We start from the raw sequence: 17,249 nt of genomic DNA on the forward strand, positions 1-17,249 counted from the left end.
CATCATAGACGCATCAGTTTGCGGAATTCCTTGACCTTGCTGCGGCTGACCGGAACTTCAAATTCCAGATCGCTTAGCCGCAAAATATAGGTGTTGTTAAACCACGGCACGATTTCGCGGATCTTCGACAGATTGACGCAGTAGGAACGATGACAACGGAAGAAGTGCTCTTCCGGCAACCGGCTGTAAAATTCGGTAATATTCATCGGCATCACGAACTGTTCGCGGCGCGTGTAGACGCGCGTCACCTTCTCGTCGGCGGCGGCGTAATAGATTTCGTTAATGTCGGTGACGATAATCCGTTCGTCTTTGATCAGATTGATGCTGAAATTGCTGCGCCCGGCCGGTGTCGTCTGTTCCTGCGTCGTTACCGCCGCGGGCCGCTGATGCAGGGCTTCCAGCTTTTGCAGCATGGTAATGATACGCGCTTCGTGATAGGGCTTGAGAATGTAATCAAAGGCCTCGATTTCAAACGCTTCTACCGCATGTTCCTTGTAGGCAGTAATGAAGATAATCGAGGGGCGCTGCGCGAATTTACTGATGTTTTGCGCCAGCAGCACGCCGTCAAGCGACGGAATGTTGATGTCGAGGAAAATGGCGTCCACCTGGTGATTCTGCAGGTATTTCAGCACGTCCAGCCCGTCTTCGAAGGTCGCTTCGATGCTGATGTTGCTGTGTTTCTTGATCAGATAATGCAGCTCTTCCTGTGCGAGAAATTCATCTTCGACAATTATGGCTTTCATCAATGTTCCCCCGCCGGTAATACGGCAGCGTCGTGATGCAGTTTGTTGCCGTTTTTGGTGATGACAAATGAAATTTCGGTGCCCGGCTCCAGGCGCCGGATCTGCAAGCCTTCGCCATACAGCAGCGATACGCGATGATGCACGTTGAGCAAGCCGATATTATGGCCAGGCATTTCGTTGCGCGCTACGCGGTCGATGACCTGCTGACTGATGCCGTTACCGGTGTCCTTTACCGAAATCTTGACCCGGTCAGCCAAATCTTTTACCGCAATCACCACGACTCCTTTGCCTTTGCAGGGCTGTATGCCGTGCACAATGGCATTTTCCACCAATGGCTGGATCAGCAGACTGGGGATGCGCACCGCAATATCGTCGTCCACGTCATAAATCACCGTCAGCTTGCTGCCGAACCGCGCCTGCTCGATGGCGATATAATCCTGGATCTGGTGCAGTTCCTTGCGGATATCAATCAGTTCGTCGCTGAGCTCCAGATTGTAACGCAGATAGCGCGACAGGTTGATGATCAACTGACGTGCGATGTCCGGATTGATGCGAATCGATGATGAAATGGCGTTCAGCGCGTTGAACAGAAAGTGCGGGTTGATCTTGCTTTGCAGCGCGCGCATTTCGGCTTTGTCGGCCATTTGGCGCAGCTGTTCAATACGTGATACTTCCATTTGTGTCGAGATAATCTGCGATAGTCCGACGGCCATCACCTTCAGCGTGTTGGTGATCTGGTGGGCGTGGCAGTAGTAAATTTTCAACGTACCGCTGACCTCGCCCTTTTCCCATAGCGGGATCACCAATTGTGAATGTATCTGCGGCGTAGCCGGGTTTTCCAGGTTGTTTTTTATGATGATCTTGCCGTGGCGCAGGCTTTCACGCGTCACGCGGCTCAGGCTTTCACGGCCCACCGGATAATGCTCTTCGCCAATGCCGACGTAGGCCAGCACGCGTTGGGTATCGGTCATCGCCACCGCATCCGCCTGAATATCGCGGCGGATAATTTCACAGATAGTGCTCAGCGATTCACTGTTGAAATTACGAAAGTACGGCAGCGTTTTACGAGCAATATCCAGCGCCAGCTTGGCCTGCCGCGCGGCGATCACCTCTTTTTCATCCTCGACGCTTTGCACCAGCAGCACGATCAGGCCTATACAGACGGTACCGAGGATCATCGGCAGGGCGATTTTCGCCACGATGTCCAGCCCGAGCTCGGTGGGCCTGGCCCACAGTACGATCAACAACATGGTCAGGCTTTCACATAGCATGCCGCCGAGGATGCCCACCCGCCAGCGCTGTTCCTTCTTGACCTTCAGGTGGATATACGCCGCGCAGATACCGGCGATGATACTGGTGATCAGGCAGGGGACCGAGGTAATGCCGTCGATATCGATCAGATAGCGGTGCGTACCGGCGATGATGCCGGTGACGATACCTACCCAGGGGCCGAACAGGATGCCGCCCGCCATGATGGCGATAACGCGCACGTTGACCAGCGATCCTTCGACGTTAATGCCGGAATAGGTACTGAAAATGGCGAACAGCGAAAAGATGGCGGTTACCGCCGCCAGTTCCAGCGGCGTATGATGCTCTTTTTGCAGTAATTGCCGGAACTGCCGGGTGCGGGTGAGGAAAAACAGGCAAATCAACATCAGTGCGGCGCGATCGAACACCGCTAACAGCATTTCAAAAACTGAGTGCACAACCGGTACTCGCTGCGGCGAAAAGATGCGGCAAGTATATCACAGCGCGGGCGACGCCCAGAACCGCCTCGGCCTGTCAGGGCTGAGGCGATGCTCGCCGCCGCTGCCGGATCCGGCCAGCCGCCAGAGGACAAAAGCGCGCGCCGGCCAGCAGTCTGCGCGCGGAGGCGATTATTTGATGCCCAGTTGCGTTCTGCCCAACGGCGTGAGCAAGGCTTCGGTTGCCCGGCCGACAAAGTCCACCTCGAAATCATCCGGGGCAAAGTCTGGCGGTGTGCGGCCAGTCAGGAAGCTCGGCAACTGGCGTTGCAGATAGGCGTCGTTTTTCTCGCAGCCTGGCGCGGCGGCGATATACATCACGTTGCTGTCGAATTCACCATTGTGCTGGTTTTCCACCGCATGGATCACGTCACAGTGCCAGAATACCGTATCACCAGGTTCTAAATCGGGAATAGGGGAAATCCCTTGCAGTAAAAGGGGATGCCATTTTTCGGAAATCGACAAGGCTCGGCCCGGCGCGGCGTCGCACAGATCGTCGTCGGCGACGTCATCTTGCAGGGCGCGCAGCAAGATATAGGCCATGGCGTTGGCGATCGGCACCAGATTCAGCGTGCCGGCATTGGTGCGCTGCGGTGTCAGTGCGGTCCAGCCCTGGAAGGTGCGGAACATCGAACAGACCGCCGGCGAGGCGATTTCACGCACTGCGGTGCGGCCATCGGCGGCAAACGGATCGTATTGCTGCCAATCACCGGAAAAAACGTGGCGGTAAACGTAGCGGAAGTTTTCATCCAGCCAGCGTTCGATAGTGCCGCTGTCGACGTGCGGTGACAGGCCGAGCGAGGACGAATTTGGCGGGCGGCGGCGCGTACGGTCGGCGTAGGTAGCGACGCGCTGCGGATCGAAGTGCTGTTTGCCGTTGCTTTCGGTTTCCCACAGGCCGTTGAGGAACACCTGCACCGCATGCATGCGTTGATCCTGACGGGCCTCTACCTGCGGCTTTGACCAGTAAATGCCGTAAATCTGCGGTTTGCTGGCGGCCAGCTTGCCAAAGTAGTTGTCTTCGGCGGCGTTTTTCAGCCGTTCGACGAAGTTATTGCGCTCCAGATAGTCACCAATTTCACGGTTCCACTCTACGGCCTGATCGCGGGGAAAGACGCCGCGAATGGCACAGGCGCCGCGTTGTTTGATCAAGGCTATCTGCCGTTGGCTGACGCGCTGTTGCAGAATGTCTTCCGCGTCAATTTGCGGTACCGGGTTCTGCCCGGCGGCCAGTTCACTGCGGATCTGTTCCACCTGTTGGCGGATGTTGTCCTCCAGCGCCAGGAAAACCTGGTGATAGTTGGGCAAAGCCTGACGCAATTGCTGTTTGACGCGTTTAATGGCGGTTGGAATATCGTCAATGACCAGTGATGCCATGATGTTCTCCTCATGTCGCCGGCGACGGCGGCAGGTGTTGTCGGATACCGGGGTAAAGGGTTATGGTTTTGTTGTTTTGACGTTAACGATTATCTAAATTTAATTGCGGAAAATAAAGGGTTGTCTTTCATTCGTAACTTCCCCTTTTTCGCTTTTCGGAGGTAAAGCATGAAACTGGAAACAGAACGGCTGATGCTGCACAGCCTGACTGAAGAAGACTGGCCGCTGTTTTTGCAGCTGTATCGTGACCCACAGGTGATTCGTTATCTGGCCGACCCGCTGGACGAGGCGGAAATCCATGCGCGCTTTGCCGGTCGATTACCGGCCTGGAACAAACATAGTCAACACTGGTTGTGCCTGGTGATGCGTGAAAAGGCCAGCGGCGCTGCGCTGGGATTGACCGGCTTACGTGCCGAATGGCTGCCGTTTCAGCAGGCGGAGGTGGGCTTTGCCAGCCTGCCGGTGGGTCAGGGCAAGGGCTACGGTAAAGAATCGCTGCGCAAGCTGGTGGACTTTGCTTTCCACGCTTGCGGTTTTCACAAGCTCAACGCCACGGTAACCGAAGGTAACATTGCGTCGCGGCGTCTGCTGGAAAGCTGTGGTTTTCAGCTTGAAGGCACGCTGCGCGATAATTTCCGTCTGGCAGGGCAATGGTGTAACGACTGGCAGCTTGGCTTGCTGGCGAATGAATACGCTGTTGCCAAAAAGTAAAAAATTGCGCCAGGAGACTCGACAGCCTGTCGGCGCTGCGATATGTTCGTCGTCAGGCCAAAAATTGGCCAGCGTCGCTCGGACGGTCCGGGCGCTAACGTATCTTCGAGGATCCTATGGCTGACAATAACAGTCCACGCCGCTTTACGCGTATTGAACGTCTTCCCCCTTATGTATTCAACATCACCGCCGAACTGAAGATGGCCGCACGCCGTCGCGGCGAGGATATTATCGATTTCAGCATGGGCAACCCCGATGGCCCGACGCCGCCGCACATCGTTGAGAAACTGTGCACCGTGGCGCAGCGCGACGATACTCATGGCTATTCAACCTCGCGCGGCATTCCACGCCTGCGCCGCGCTATTTCACGCTGGTATGCCGAACGCTACCAGGTGGAAATCGATCCGGAAGACGAAGCCATCGTTACCATTGGCTCGAAAGAGGGGCTGGCGCACCTGATGCTGGCGACGCTCGATCACGGCGATACCGTGCTGGTGCCGAACCCGAGCTATCCGATCCATATTTACGGAGCGGTCATCGCCGGTGCGCAGGTTCGTTCGGTGCCGCTGGTGGAAGGCGGCGACTTCTTTGGCGAGCTGGAACGTGCGATCCGCGAAACCATTCCGCGGCCAAAAATGATGATCCTCGGCTTCCCCTCCAACCCGACCGCGCAGTGCGTGGAGCTTGATTTCTTTGAGCGGGTGGTGGAACTGGCGAAGCAGTACAACGTGTTGGTAATCCACGATCTGGCCTACGCCGACATCGTTTATGACGGCTGGAAAGCGCCGTCGATCATGCAGGTGCCCGGCGCCAAAGACATTGCGGTGGAGTTCTTTACTCTGTCGAAAAGTTACAACATGGCCGGTTGGCGCATCGGCTTTATGGTTGGTAATCCGGAACTGGTGAGCGCGCTGGCGCGCATCAAGAGTTATCACGACTATGGCACCTTTACGCCACTCCAGGTGGCAGCGATTGCCGCGTTGGAAGGCGATCAGCAATGCGTGCGCGATATTGCCGAACAATATCGCCAGCGTCGCAACGTACTGGTAAAGGGCCTGCACGAAGCCGGCTGGATGGTGGCAAACCCGAAAGCGTCAATGTACGTGTGGGCGAAAATCCCGCAGCCCTATGCGCATCTCGGATCGCTGGAGTTTGCCAAGCGCCTGCTGGCGGAGGCCAAAGTCTGCGTATCGCCGGGCATTGGTTTTGGCGACTATGGTGACGATCACGTGCGCTTTGCCTTGATCGAAAATCAGGATCGGATCCGGCAGGCGGTGCGGGGTATCAAAGCGATGTTCCGTGCCGATGGGCTGATTGCGCCATCGGTCAAGGCGGCGAAAAGCGCGGTGAAATAAACTGCCCGTTGGCGGTAAAACAACAAAGGGGCGCTAATGCGCCCCTTTGTCCATGTTCCCGGTACGGTTACCGTTAAGCAACCATCAGCATGAAAGTGCCGACCCATGCAACCAGCATGAATGAAACGCCCATCAGAAAATATTTCACAAATCACTCCCCTATGGAGTTCCTCGCAAGCCAACGATCCCGATTGTTGTGCTGAGTATTATAAGGAATGCCAATCAGCATCAGCGGGTTGTTTATCAATAACAACAATGGCTTGAATTAGCGGCATTCCGGTCGTCGCGTTTCGCTTGCTGCAGACTGGGCAGCAACCACGACAGGATCGGCGCTAATGTACTCCCAATTCACGCTTGATTTCAATACTGTGTTTTTGATCACACTTTTTGCGCATTTTTTAACCGCTGATTACTGTTTTTACACACTTTTCATTGTCATCCGGTTTTATGGCAAACAGGCAATAAAGCCCGCTTCTACGGGCTTTGTCATGTTTGCAGGTCGGGTGGGGAAGGCTTAGGCGACGGCGTTGATGCCGGTCAGCAGCATGGCCCAGAAGACAAGGCACGTCAGCAGAATAACGCACCAGATATTACGGCGGCTCCACTCCATTTTGGCCTTTACTACCTTTATTGTTATTGGGTAGCGATTACATCGGCGTAAAACGGAGAATATTTAGCCCGCCGCGATAATATTTATTTCCCGTTGATTGCGTTGACCGTCAGCCGGATTTCATGACCCAGCAGGTATAACGCCTGCTCCAGCGCTTCCACTTTGGAGGCATAGCCAATATCCAGCAGGCGATCTATTTGCGCCGCGTTGTAACCCAGTTTGCGCGCCAGGTCGGCTTTGGAGGTCGTTTGCGCCAGCATGATATTGTGCAGTTCCAGTTTCAGCGTCACCAGCACCGGCAGATGAATGGCGATCTCGTCAGGCCGCGGGGCTGAGGCCGGCGGTAACGGGCGGCGCTCGGCCATTTCGCTGGCGATGGCGATCAGCAGGCTTTCCTGTGCCTCCAGCTCAATGTCATCACGGCTATAGCACGCCGCCTGCTGTTGTGGGAAATCGCGAAAGGTAATGTGCCAGGCATCGCTTTCGTCGTCGAAGGCGTAGCTGGCAGGGTAATCATGGGTCATGGCATATCCAAATGGAAAACTGCGGCTGAAAGGACGGTGCGGTGACCGCGTGACATGTTGGCATTAGGGTACAGGAAGTGGCGTAACGATGGGAATGGAATTCAGAAAATGCATAAATACATAAGCTATAGTAGGTAACATGATCGGACAAAGGAATGCGAATAATGTCCAAGTGGCATTGGTTATTGAGTCAGTTAACGCGCAAGTTATGGTTCCGCACCTGCTTGTTTGCTTTGCTTGCCGTGCTTTCGGCACTAGTTTCCATTGTGCTTAAACCGATTATTCCCACCAGTATCGGTGGGGTGGTTGGAGCCGATGCGGTTGATAACATACTCAACATTTTGGCGTCCAGCATGCTGGCGGTAACCACGTTCTCGCTGAATATCATGGTATCAGCATACAGTTCGGCAACCACCAGTGTTACGCCTCGAGCAACACGTTTGGTGATGGAAGACAGCACCACGCAAAACGTACTGGCTACCTTTATGGGCTCCTTCTTATTTAGCCTGGTGGGGATTATTGCACTCAGCATGGGAGCCTACGGAGAGCAGGGCCGCGTGGTTCTCTTTGTGGTGACACTGGCCGTTATCGCTCTGATCATTATCACGCTATTACGCTGGATCCAGCATCTCTCGCTGCTTGGACGCGTTGGTGAAACCACCTCACGGGTAGAAGATGCTGCGCGAAAAGCGCTGGAAAGCCGTATAAACATTCCTTATCTAGGGGCCAATCCCTGGCCTTCACATATTCAACTCCCTCAGGATGCGCTGGCGATATATCCGCGAGACATCGGCTATATACAACATATTGATATGCAGATACTTGATGACTACGTTCAGAGTATTGAAGGTCAACTCTATTTGGCATGTCAGACCGGGGCGTTTGTGCATCCGGGGCAACCCGTGGCTTTGTTGTTGTCGCCTCAGCGAAACATCGAGACAGCAGCATTATTGCGTGCCATCACTATCAGTACAGAACGTTCATTTGATCAAGATCCGCGCTTTGGTTTGTCGGTGTTGGCAGAAATCGCCTCGAGAGCGTTATCGCCAGCGGTCAATGACCCTGGAACAGCGATTGATGTCATTGGCCGTGCCGTGAGGCTGTTAGCGATGTGGGGCAATAAACTGCCACAACAGGAAGAGGTCATCTATCCGAGCATCTACGTAAAGCCGATTTTGACCGCAGACCTGTTCGATGACATTTTTAATCCTATCGCGCGTGACGGGGCCGCTCTTATAGAAGTACAACTACGCTTGGTAAAAGGCCTGTTGGCACTGTACCAGATTAATAAAACGATATTTTCCGCTGACGTGCACAGATATGTCTTGATAGTAAAAACATTGGCAGAGAGTCAGATGGTATCTCAAACGGATGGCGATAAACTAAATGAATGGATACAGCAGTCTGGCTTGATGGAAAAAGATAACAGTGGCTAGAGCAGTAAAACATGCGCAATGTTTGGTACCCGACGCCAAGGTTCCAGCGGTTGCTTATGCGATGAATTTTCTATCGTTGGGCGTAATACACCTGGTCGGCATCAACGCTAATGGTGGCCGGTAATAATCCGACGCTCTGTTACTCACTCGGGGGGCACCGCTTGTCGTCAATAAATCCCGCTTGCTATTTATCTCTGATGTTGGTCAAAAGAGCCTTGCCGCGGGAGGTAGCTCAAAAGGGGTGATAGATGGCAGAGGTTGGCAAACCCAAAGTGGCGTCCCCGACTGGAATCGAACCAGTAACTAGCCCTTAGGAGGGGCTTGTTATATCCGTTTAACTACGGAGACACTGCGAGCGGAAGTATTATACCCTTTTTTCGTCGCAGAATAAGCGCTTAGCGGTTCGTTTGCTCAATCCCTCACCAATTGGCCGTGTTTTTGTCGCTTGGCGAGGGGGGAGTCAGGGTTTGTTTGCCGGGTCGGCTTCTCGCTGTGCCTTTGTCCGTTCGGCTTCCCGCTTGGCTTTGGCTTTGTTGCTCATGTCGTTACGGATTTGTGCGTGGCTGATCAGCGCAAAGATAAACGATCCGCCGATGATATTGCCTGCCAGCGTCGGGATCGCGAAGGGATAGAAGAAATCCTGCCAGGGGAGCGCACCGCTGAACACCAGATACAGTATTTCCACCGAGCCCACCACGATGTGCGTCAGATCGGCGATCGCCACCAGGTAGGTCATCAGCACGATCACCCAAATCTTGGCGGCGCCAGATGATGGAAACATCCAGACCATGGTGGCGATGATCCAGCCGGCCAAGATGCCGTTGGCAAACATTTCTTCGGGACTATTTTGCATTACCTCCTCGGCGAGTTCGGTAAACGCCTGACGGGTAGCGTCGTCGAACAACGGAAGCTGGATAAACGCTTCGGCGGCCAGCCCGGTGCCAATCAGGTTGCCGAGCAGCACCACCCCCCATAACCGGAACAGGATCAGGAAGTTTTTCGGCGTGGGTTTATGCATGATTGGCAACACCGCGGTGACGGTATTTTCAGTGAACAGCTGCTGGCGCGCCATGATCACGATGACAAAACCGAAGGTGTAACCGATATTCTCGATGAAAAATCGACTGGGGTCGTCCGGCAGTCGGGCGTGGAAGATGCCCTTGGCCATTAGCGATGCTCCCATTGACAGCCCGGCCGCCACCGCTGACCATAACAGCGCCAGCCAATCGCGCTCCAGCTCCTTTTCCCCTTCCATGCGGATCTGCTCATGCACGGCAGCAGCGCGTGACGGCAGTTTTTCCTCATCGACTTCTATTTCTGCCTTGCCCTGTTCCTGTTCTTTGCTTTCGACCTTGACCTCACCTTCGGCGTCGTGTTTCTCATTACCCAATCCGAGATTCGGTTTATCGCTCATCTTCATTTCCCTCTGGCAGCAAAAATCACGTGGTTGATTTAAGCGTAGTTGCCGTTACGCTCGGCTGAAAGTGAGGGCCGCTATTGCAATAAAAAGTAACAAGATTTTAACCGAGGCGTTTTTTTCTACGCATTATTGATCTTGTACAGGATATTACCCCCATTGGAGTAGTTGCGCGGGCTTTGGCAGGCTACGTGAGCCCTGTCGCTTATGCTATGATTCGCATTCCCAACGAAAACTGTCGAGTCCCCTGATGCTGGAAGTCAGAAACCTGAGTTGTGTCCGCGATGAACGCGTCCTGTTTAGCGGGCTGAGTTTTTCGCTAAGTTCGGGAGAGATTGTCCAGATTGAAGGTGCCAACGGCGCGGGCAAAACCAGCCTGCTGCGTATTCTCGCCGGGCTGGCGCGGCCTGACGGCGGTGAGGTGCTGTGGCACGGCGAAAGCACGCTGCGCAGCCGCGAACGTTATCACTGGGAACTGCTGTATCTGGGGCACCACCCCGGCATCAACGCCATGCTGACGCCGTTTGAAAACCTGCATTTTTATCAGCAGGTTCGGCGCGCTACCGACGGCCAGGCTATCTGGCAGGCGCTGGAGCAGGTGGGGTTGGTGGGATACGAAGACTTGCCGGTCGGGCAGCTTTCTGCCGGTCAGCAACGGCGAGTTGCGCTGGCGCGTCTGTGGCTGAGCGACTGCCCGTTGTGGATCCTCGATGAGCCGCTGACGGCCATCGACAAGCAGGGGGTGGCTGACTTGATTCGCCTTTTTGATCAACATGCGCGGCAGGGGGGAATGGTATTGTTGACCTCCCATCAGGATGTCGTCGGTACTACCCAGGCGGTTGAGAAAATTCGCCTGGTTGACGCAGGCGGGGAGCATCTCTGATGTTTTTGACCCTGGTGCGCCGTGAACTGAAAATCGCCTTTCGCAAAGGCGCGGAAATAGTTAACCCGCTGTGGTTCTTTTTGATCGTTATTACGCTGTTTCCGTTGGGCGTTGGCCCCGAACCGCAGTTGCTGGCGCGGATTGCGCCGGGGATCATCTGGGTGGCGGCATTGCTGGCTTCGCTGCTGTCGCTGGAAAGGCTGTTTCGTGATGACCTGCTGGATGGTTCGCTGGAGCAATTGTTGCTGTTGCCGACGCCGTTGCCGATAACGGTGTTAGGCAAAGTATGTGCTCACTGGGTAGTGACCGGCCTGCCGCTGTTAATTTTGTCGCCATTGGTGGCGTTGCTGCTGTCGCTGGACTTCAATAGCTGGCTGGCGGTGGCATTGACCTTGCTGTTGGGCACCCCGACGCTTAGCCTGATCGGCGCCATCGGCGTAGGCTTGACCGTTGGGTTGCGTAAGGGCGGCGTGCTGCTCAGCCTGCTGGTGCTGCCGTTATATATTCCGGTGCTGATTTTTGCTACCGGCGCCATTGACGCCGCTGCGATGAACATGCCGATTGACGGTTATCTGGCGATCCTGGGCGCGATGCTGGCGGGCAGCGTGACGTTGGCGCCTTTTGCCACCGCGGCTGCACTTCGGGTTAGCGTACACTAGCCAACCGTATGATGCGCTGAATAACGTCGCCAAGAACGTTGCAGCCAGGATGCTTTTTCACCGCTTTGCCGGCGCAAGGCGGACCGAATTTTCATTTATCGTGAGCAATGACAACAATGTGGAAATGGTTACATCAATTTGCCAGGCCTGAGCGGCTCTACCATGTCTGCGGGCGTTTTGTTCCCTGGCTGGGCATGGCCGGAGCGGCATGTTTGCTGATTGGCTGGGTGTGGGGCTTTGGCTTTGCGCCCAGGGATTATCAGCAGGGCGACAGCTTTCGCATCATGTACATTCATGTCCCTGCCGCCATGTGGTCGATGGGCATCTATGCCTCGATGGCGGTGGCGGCATTTATTGGCCTGGTATGGCAGATGAAAATGTCGGACACCGTGGTGGCGGCGATGGCACCGGTGGGTGCGGTGTTTACCTTTATTGCCCTGGTCACCGGCTCTGCCTGGGGTAAACCGATGTGGGGCACCTGGTGGGTCTGGGACGCGCGTCTGACCTCGGAGCTGGTGTTGCTGTTCCTTTATATGGGTATCATCGCCCTGTATAACGCCTTTGAGGACCGCCGTCTGGCGGGCCGGGCCGCCGGTATCCTGGTGTTGGTCGGGGTGGTTAACATTCCGATTATTCATTTCTCCGTTGAATGGTGGAACACGCTCCACCAGGGCTCAACCAATATGCAGCAAAGCATCGCGCCGAGCATGCGCACCCCGCTGCGCTGGGCGATCCTCGGCTATCTGCTGTTCTTCGTGACCCTGACGCTGATGCGCCTGCGCAACCTGATTCTGGTGCAGGAACGTCACCGTCCGTGGGTTGCCAACCTGGTGAACAAGGAGCGTCAGCCATGAGTAATAGCGCATTTGACTCCTGGCAGGCCTTCTTCGCCATGGGCGGCTATGCCTTCTACGTCTGGCTGGCGGTGGCCGCTACCCTGATCCCGCTATTGGCATTGATGCTGCATACCTGGTGGCAGCGTCGGCAACTGCTGGCTGATGTCAGTCGCCGTCAGGCGCGCGAGCGCCGCATTCGCCAATCGCAGCAGCATAACCACGCCATCGAGCCAACCGAGCCATCCGCCAGGCCGCGGGAGAAATCATTGTGAATCCACGTCGTAAAAGTCGTCTGTATCTGGCGATTGTCGTCCTGATAGGCGTTGCGCTGACCGCAGCGCTGGCGCTGTACGCGCTGCGATCGAATATCGATCTGTTTTATACCCCGAGCGAAATTTTGCAGGGGAAGGGTGAAAACCACCTGAAACCGGAGGTCGGCCAGCGCCTGCGCATCGGCGGTATGGTGATGCCGGGCTCGGTGAAGCGTGACCAGCAAACGCTCCAGGTCAGTTTTAAAATCTACGATGCGCGCGGTGCCATCGACGTCACTTATGTCGGCATCTTGCCGGATCTGTTCCGTGAAGGGCAGGGCGTAGTGGCTCAAGGGGTGCTGGCTGCGGGCAACGTGGTGCAAGCCAAAGAGGTGCTGGCGAAGCATGATGAAAAATACACGCCGCCAGAAGTGGCCGACGCGATGAAGGAAAATCACCAGGGCCCGGCTTCGGCCTATGCCGCTCCGCAGGAGGGCCGCAAGTCATGATGCCGGAAATCGGGAGTTTTCTGCTATGTCTGGCGCTGGCGATATCGCTGCTGCTGAGTATCTATCCACAGTGGGGGGCGTCGCGGCAGGATCGGCGCATGATGGCGGTGGCTCGTCCGCTGACCTATGGCATGTTTGTCGCCATCGGCCTGGCGTTCTTCTGCCTGGTTTACGCGTTTGTGGTCAATGACTTTACCGTCGCCTACGTGGCGGCCAACTCCAACAGCCAGTTGCCGGTATATTATCGCATCGCCGCAACCTGGGGTGCGCACGAAGGTTCATTGCTGCTGTGGGTGCTGTTGCTGAGCTGCTGGTCACTGGCGGTGGCGTTGTTCAGTCGTTCGATGCCGCAGGATGCGGTGGCACGCGTGCTGTCGGTGATGGGGATGATTACCGCCGGCTTCCTGCTGTTTATCATCATGACGTCCAACCCCTTCACGCGCACCTTGCCAGACTTCCCGATCGACGGGCGCGATCTCAATCCGCTGTTGCAGGATATCGGGCTGATTTTCCACCCACCGCTGCTGTATATGGGGTACGTCGGCTTCTCGGTGGCCTTTGCCTTTGCCATTGCCTCGCTGATGGCCGGGCGGTTAGATACCGCCTGGGCACGCTGGTCACGGCCATGGACTACCGCCGCGTGGGTATTTTTGACCCTGGGCATCGTGTTGGGCTCCGCCTGGGCCTATTACGAACTGGGCTGGGGCGGCTGGTGGTTCTGGGATCCGGTGGAAAACGCCTCGTTTATGCCTTGGCTGGCCGGCACCGCGCTGATTCACTCGCTGGCGGTGACCGAAAAACGCGGCACCTTCAAGGCCTGGACCGTGCTGCTGGCGATTACCGCGTTTTCACTCTGTCTGCTGGGCACCTTCCTGGTGCGCTCCGGCGTGCTGGTCTCGGTGCATTCGTTCGCATCGGATCCGGCGCGCGGCATGTTTATTCTCGCCTACCTGGTGATCGTTATTGGCGGGTCGCTGCTGTTATACGCCTTCAAGGGCGGGCAGGTGCGCAGCCGGGTACAGCATGAGACTTTTTCACGCGAGACCTTCCTGCTGGGCAACAACGTATTGCTGATTGCCGCGATGCTGGTGGTACTGCTCGGTACGCTGTTGCCGCTGGTGCACAAGCAACTGGGGCTCGGCAGCATTTCGATCGGCGAACCGTTCTTCAACACCATGTTCACCTGGTTGATGGCGCCGTTGGCGCTACTGCTGGGGATTGGGCCGCTGGTGCGCTGGCGTCGCGATGAGCCGGGCAAACTGTGGCGTCGTTTGGGCGTAGCGCTGCTGGTCACATTGGCACTGTCGATCGCGCTGCCGTGGTTGCTACAGGACAGTATCGCCGGCATGACGGTGGTGGGGCTGATCATGGCCATTTGGGTCATCGTGCTGACGTTGATGGAATTGCATGAGCGCGCCACCCACCGTCACGGTTTCTGGCGCGGCCTGGCGCAGCTTTCCCGCAGTCACTGGGGGATGGTGCTTGGCCATCTCGGGGTGGCGGTGACGGTGATCGGCATCGCCTTCAGCCAGAATTACAGCGTTGAGCGTGATGTGCGCATGAAGGCTGGCGACAGCGTGGATATCCACAGCTACCACTTTGTGTTCCGCGATGTGTATGACATTCGCGGGCCGAACTACACTGGCGGCGTCGGTATCATTGATGTTACGCGCAACGGCAAACCGGAAGCCACGCTGCATGCCGAAAAACGCTATTACAGCGTGGCGCGCAGCATGATGACCGAGGCGGCAATTGACGGCGGCCTTAGCCGCGATCTGTATGCCGCGCTCGGCGAAGAGCTGGACGATGGCTCATGGGCGGTGCGTCTGTACTACAAACCTTTTGTTCGCTGGATCTGGTTCGGCGGGGTGTTTATGGCGATTGGCGGGCTGCTGTGCATTCTCGATCCGCGTTACCGCATGAAGAAGAAACTGGCGCGTGAAGGCAAACCGGAGGTGCAGGTATGAACCGCAAACTGCTGTTTATTCCCCTGATTGTGTTTCTGCTGCTGGTGGCGGCGTTTATGGTGCAGCTCACGCGCAATGCCGGCGGTGAAGATCCGACCATGCTGGAGTCGGCGCTGATCGGCAAGCCGGTGCCCACCTTTACGTTGGAATCGCTCGAACAGCCGGGCAAAACCTACGATCAGGCGGTGCTGCGCAACGGCAAACCGATGCTGCTGAACGTGTGGGCCACCTGGTGTCCGACCTGCCGCGCCGAACATCAGTATCTCAATACGCTAGCCGCCAAGGGCGTGCGGGTGATCGGCTTGAACTACAAGGACGATCGCGCCAAAGCGGTGACCTGGCTGAACACGCTGGGCAACCCGTATGCGCTCAGCCTGTTCGACGGCAATGGCATGCTGGGCCTGGATCTGGGGGTCTACGGCGCGCCTGAGACCTTCCTGATCGACGGCGAGGGCATCATTCGCTATCGCCACGCGGGTGACATGAATCAGCGCGTTTGGCAGCAGGAAGTGTTGCCGCTGTACCGTAAGTACGGAGGAGACGCATGAGACTTATCATGCTGATATTGGTCGCGCTATGCAGTTACAGCGCCGTGGCGGCCATCGATACCTACAGCTTCAATTCGGTAGAGCAGGAACAGCAGTATCGCGAATTGACCGAACAGTTACGCTGCCCGAAGTGCCAGAACAACAGCATTGCCGATTCCAACGCCATCATTGCTGCGGATATGCGCAGCAAAGTGTATGAATTGATGATGCAAGGGCAAAGCAAACAGCAAATCATCGATTATATGGTGGCTCGCTACGGCAATTTCGTCACTTATGAACCACCGGTGACGCCGGCAACGCTGATCCTGTGGTTAGGACCATTGCTGTTTGTGCTGATTGGCGGCGCGGTGGTGATTATGCGCAGCCGTCGTCGGGGCGGTGTCGGGAGCAATGAGCAATTCTCCGAGCAGGAGCAACGGCGTCTGGCGGCGCTGCTGAAAGAGACTGACAGGAAGAAACCCTAATGGCTTTTTGGCTGATTATTATTGCACTACTGATCGGCGCTGCGGCGTTGCTGGTGGTGCCGGCGATGCGGCAGGGCAAGGCGGATGCAGCCACCAGCCGTGATGCCTTGAACGCGGTATTTTATCGCGATCGTCTTGGCGAACTGGAAAGAGACGAGCAGCAGGGCGTGGTAACCGAGCGGCCGGAACTGGTAAAAGAACTGCAACAGAATCTGCTGGACGACATCCCCGGTCAGCAAGACGCCCAGGCGCAGCCGATAACTCGTTGGGCGCTGGTTCCCGGCGTGGTGGTGCTAGTGGCGGTGGCGGTTGGCTTTTATCTGAAAACTGGCGGGCTGGCGCAGGTGGCTGCCTGGCACCAGGTTGAAGCGCAAATGCCGGAGTTACGTGAGCGGGTGGCGAATGAGCGCGCCAAGCCGCTGAGCATGGAAGAGATTGCCCGCCTTGGTTTGGGGCTGCGTACCGCGCTGCAACAGGACGATCGCAATATCAACGACTGGATGATGCTTGGTCGGGTCGGCATGGCGCTGAATAACGCCACCACCGCGACGCAGGCATTTGCCCATGCTTACCGGTTGGATCCGAATAATCTGGAAGTACGGCTCGGTTATGCCGAAGTCTTGACGCGCTCCAGCGATCCGGAGGATAACAAACAGGCCACTGCGATGTTACGCAAGATGATCGCTGAAGATCATACCGATCTGCGCGTATTGAGCCTGCTGGCGTTTAATGCCTTTGAACAGGGTGATTATAAACAGGCGATAGGTGCCTGGCAGGTAATGCTCAAATTAATGCCTGCCGACGATCGACGTGTCGAAGTGCTAAAGCGCAGTATTGAACAAGCAAAAATACAGGCAGGCGAGGAAACTGTTAAACTTGCTGTCAATGTGACGTTGTCTCCAGAGGCAGCGAAGGCATTACCACAACAAGGAACGCTGATTATTTCGGTTACCGACGGCAATAGCCCGGTACCGGTTGCCGTAAAACAATTGCCCATGAGCCGCTTCCCATTGTCGTTCTCGCTGGATGACAGTAATGCCATGATGCCGGAACGTCTGCTTTCGGCGTTGCAGCAGGTGAAGGTGCGCGTACGCATCTCTCACGACGGCCTGGCGACGCCGCAGGCCGGAGACTGGTTTGGTGAAAGCGCCGTGCAGGGCTTTAGCGGTAAAGGGCAGGTTGGCGTTCAGATAGACAAGCAAGTTCCTTGATAA

Annotated in this window: 18 protein-coding genes and 1 tRNA gene; 12 read left to right on the forward strand and 7 right to left on the reverse strand. The window is 56.1% G+C overall.

Features of this window, described 5'->3' with window-relative positions; all coding sequences use genetic code 11:
- Positions 1–2: 2 nt before the first annotated feature.
- The 3 genes from NYE85_RS11240 to NYE85_RS11250 form a co-directional block, all read right to left on the reverse strand.
- Positions 3–743 (reverse strand): LytTR family DNA-binding domain-containing protein, encoded by a 741-nt coding sequence (locus NYE85_RS11240; protein WP_259004821.1) that lies wholly within the window; start codon positions 741–743, stop codon positions 3–5.
- Entirely contained in the window at positions 743–2,431 is a 1,689-nt protein-coding gene (locus NYE85_RS11245; RefSeq protein ID WP_309600875.1) for a sensor histidine kinase, read from the reverse strand. Before NYE85_RS11245 ends, NYE85_RS11240 begins: the two co-directional genes overlap by 1 nt.
- Positions 2,432–2,620: 189 nt before the next feature.
- Positions 2,621–3,865: a DUF1479 domain-containing protein gene (locus tag NYE85_RS11250; protein ID WP_259004823.1), complete on the reverse strand. Its 1,245-nt coding sequence runs from the start codon at positions 3,863–3,865 to the stop codon at positions 2,621–2,623.
- Between the two features lie 168 nt (positions 3,866–4,033).
- Between NYE85_RS11250 and NYE85_RS11255 the strand changes: the two genes are divergently transcribed.
- Positions 4,034–4,576, forward strand: coding sequence for a GNAT family N-acetyltransferase (locus NYE85_RS11255; RefSeq protein WP_259004824.1), 543 nt, complete (start codon positions 4,034–4,036; stop codon positions 4,574–4,576).
- Positions 4,577–4,692: 116 nt separating this feature from the next.
- The gene (gene alaC / locus NYE85_RS11260) at positions 4,693–5,931 is read left to right on the forward strand and encodes an alanine transaminase (protein WP_259004825.1); all 1,239 of its coding nucleotides are present in this window, start codon (positions 4,693–4,695) and stop codon (positions 5,929–5,931) included.
- A 73-nt stretch (positions 5,932–6,004) separates the two neighbouring features.
- On the opposite strand, the gene ypdK is transcribed toward alaC, so the two are convergent.
- Together ypdK and NYE85_RS11270 are read right to left on the reverse strand one after the other, a co-directional pair.
- Positions 6,005–6,079 (reverse strand): membrane protein YpdK, encoded by a 75-nt coding sequence (gene ypdK, locus NYE85_RS11265; protein ID WP_099782600.1) that lies wholly within the window; start codon positions 6,077–6,079, stop codon positions 6,005–6,007.
- Between the two features lie 545 nt (positions 6,080–6,624).
- On the reverse strand, positions 6,625–7,065 hold the full coding sequence (locus NYE85_RS11270; protein ID WP_259004826.1) for a hypothetical protein: 441 nt from the start codon (positions 7,063–7,065) through the stop codon (positions 6,625–6,627).
- A 164-nt stretch (positions 7,066–7,229) separates the two neighbouring features.
- Here NYE85_RS11270 and NYE85_RS11275 point away from each other — a divergent pair, with 164 nt between their 5' ends.
- Complete coding sequence (locus NYE85_RS11275; RefSeq protein WP_405050662.1) at positions 7,230–8,501, forward strand: DUF2254 domain-containing protein; 1,272 nt, start codon at positions 7,230–7,232, stop codon at positions 8,499–8,501.
- Positions 8,502–8,774: 273 nt separating this feature from the next.
- Here NYE85_RS11275 and NYE85_RS11280 read toward each other — a convergent pair.
- Both NYE85_RS11280 and NYE85_RS11285 read right to left on the reverse strand, forming a co-directional pair.
- Positions 8,775–8,849, reverse strand: a tRNA-Arg gene (locus NYE85_RS11280).
- Between the two features lie 112 nt (positions 8,850–8,961).
- On the reverse strand, positions 8,962–9,915 hold the full coding sequence (locus NYE85_RS11285) for a formate/nitrite transporter family protein (protein ID WP_259004827.1): 954 nt from the start codon (positions 9,913–9,915) through the stop codon (positions 8,962–8,964).
- A 253-nt stretch (positions 9,916–10,168) separates the two neighbouring features.
- On the opposite strand from NYE85_RS11285, the gene ccmA reads away from it, so the two are divergent.
- The 9 genes from ccmA (at position 10,169) to ccmI (ending at position 17,246) form a co-directional block, all read left to right on the forward strand.
- A complete protein-coding gene (ccmA, locus tag NYE85_RS11290; protein ID WP_259004828.1) occupies positions 10,169–10,801 on the forward strand; it encodes a cytochrome c biogenesis heme-transporting ATPase CcmA in 633 nt (210 codons plus the stop codon).
- Positions 10,801–11,460, forward strand: a complete 660-nt coding sequence (ccmB, locus tag NYE85_RS11295) for a heme exporter protein CcmB (protein ID WP_259004829.1) — start codon at positions 10,801–10,803, stop codon at positions 11,458–11,460. The genes ccmA and ccmB overlap by 1 nt, the downstream gene beginning before the upstream one ends.
- A 116-nt stretch (positions 11,461–11,576) precedes the next feature.
- Positions 11,577–12,314: a heme ABC transporter permease gene (locus NYE85_RS11300; protein WP_259004830.1), complete on the forward strand. Its 738-nt coding sequence runs from the start codon at positions 11,577–11,579 to the stop codon at positions 12,312–12,314.
- Positions 12,311–12,568 carry a heme exporter protein CcmD gene (gene ccmD, locus NYE85_RS11305; protein ID WP_259004831.1) on the forward strand — a complete coding sequence of 86 codons (258 nt, stop codon included), beginning with the start codon at positions 12,311–12,313 and terminating at the stop codon, positions 12,566–12,568. Before NYE85_RS11300 ends, ccmD begins: the two co-directional genes overlap by 4 nt.
- The gene (ccmE, locus tag NYE85_RS11310) at positions 12,565–13,056 is read left to right on the forward strand and encodes a cytochrome c maturation protein CcmE (protein ID WP_259004832.1); all 492 of its coding nucleotides are present in this window, start codon (positions 12,565–12,567) and stop codon (positions 13,054–13,056) included. The genes ccmD and ccmE overlap by 4 nt, the downstream gene beginning before the upstream one ends.
- Entirely contained in the window at positions 13,053–15,023 is a 1,971-nt protein-coding gene (locus NYE85_RS11315) for a heme lyase CcmF/NrfE family subunit (RefSeq protein ID WP_259004833.1), read from the forward strand. The genes ccmE and NYE85_RS11315 overlap by 4 nt, the downstream gene beginning before the upstream one ends.
- Positions 15,020–15,571: a DsbE family thiol:disulfide interchange protein gene (locus NYE85_RS11320; protein WP_259004834.1), complete on the forward strand. Its 552-nt coding sequence runs from the start codon at positions 15,020–15,022 to the stop codon at positions 15,569–15,571. The genes NYE85_RS11315 and NYE85_RS11320 overlap by 4 nt, the downstream gene beginning before the upstream one ends.
- The gene (locus NYE85_RS11325) at positions 15,568–16,035 is read left to right on the forward strand and encodes a cytochrome c-type biogenesis protein (RefSeq protein WP_259004835.1); all 468 of its coding nucleotides are present in this window, start codon (positions 15,568–15,570) and stop codon (positions 16,033–16,035) included. Before NYE85_RS11320 ends, NYE85_RS11325 begins: the two co-directional genes overlap by 4 nt.
- Positions 16,035–17,246, forward strand: coding sequence for a c-type cytochrome biogenesis protein CcmI (gene ccmI / locus NYE85_RS11330; RefSeq protein ID WP_259004836.1), 1,212 nt, complete (start codon positions 16,035–16,037; stop codon positions 17,244–17,246). The genes NYE85_RS11325 and ccmI overlap by 1 nt, the downstream gene beginning before the upstream one ends.
- Positions 17,247–17,249 lie beyond the last annotated feature (3 nt).

The sequence above is a fragment of the Serratia sp. AKBS12 genome, from assembly GCF_024793895.1.
In the GTDB taxonomy this organism is placed as follows: Bacteria; Pseudomonadota; Gammaproteobacteria; order Enterobacterales; family Enterobacteriaceae; genus Serratia_F.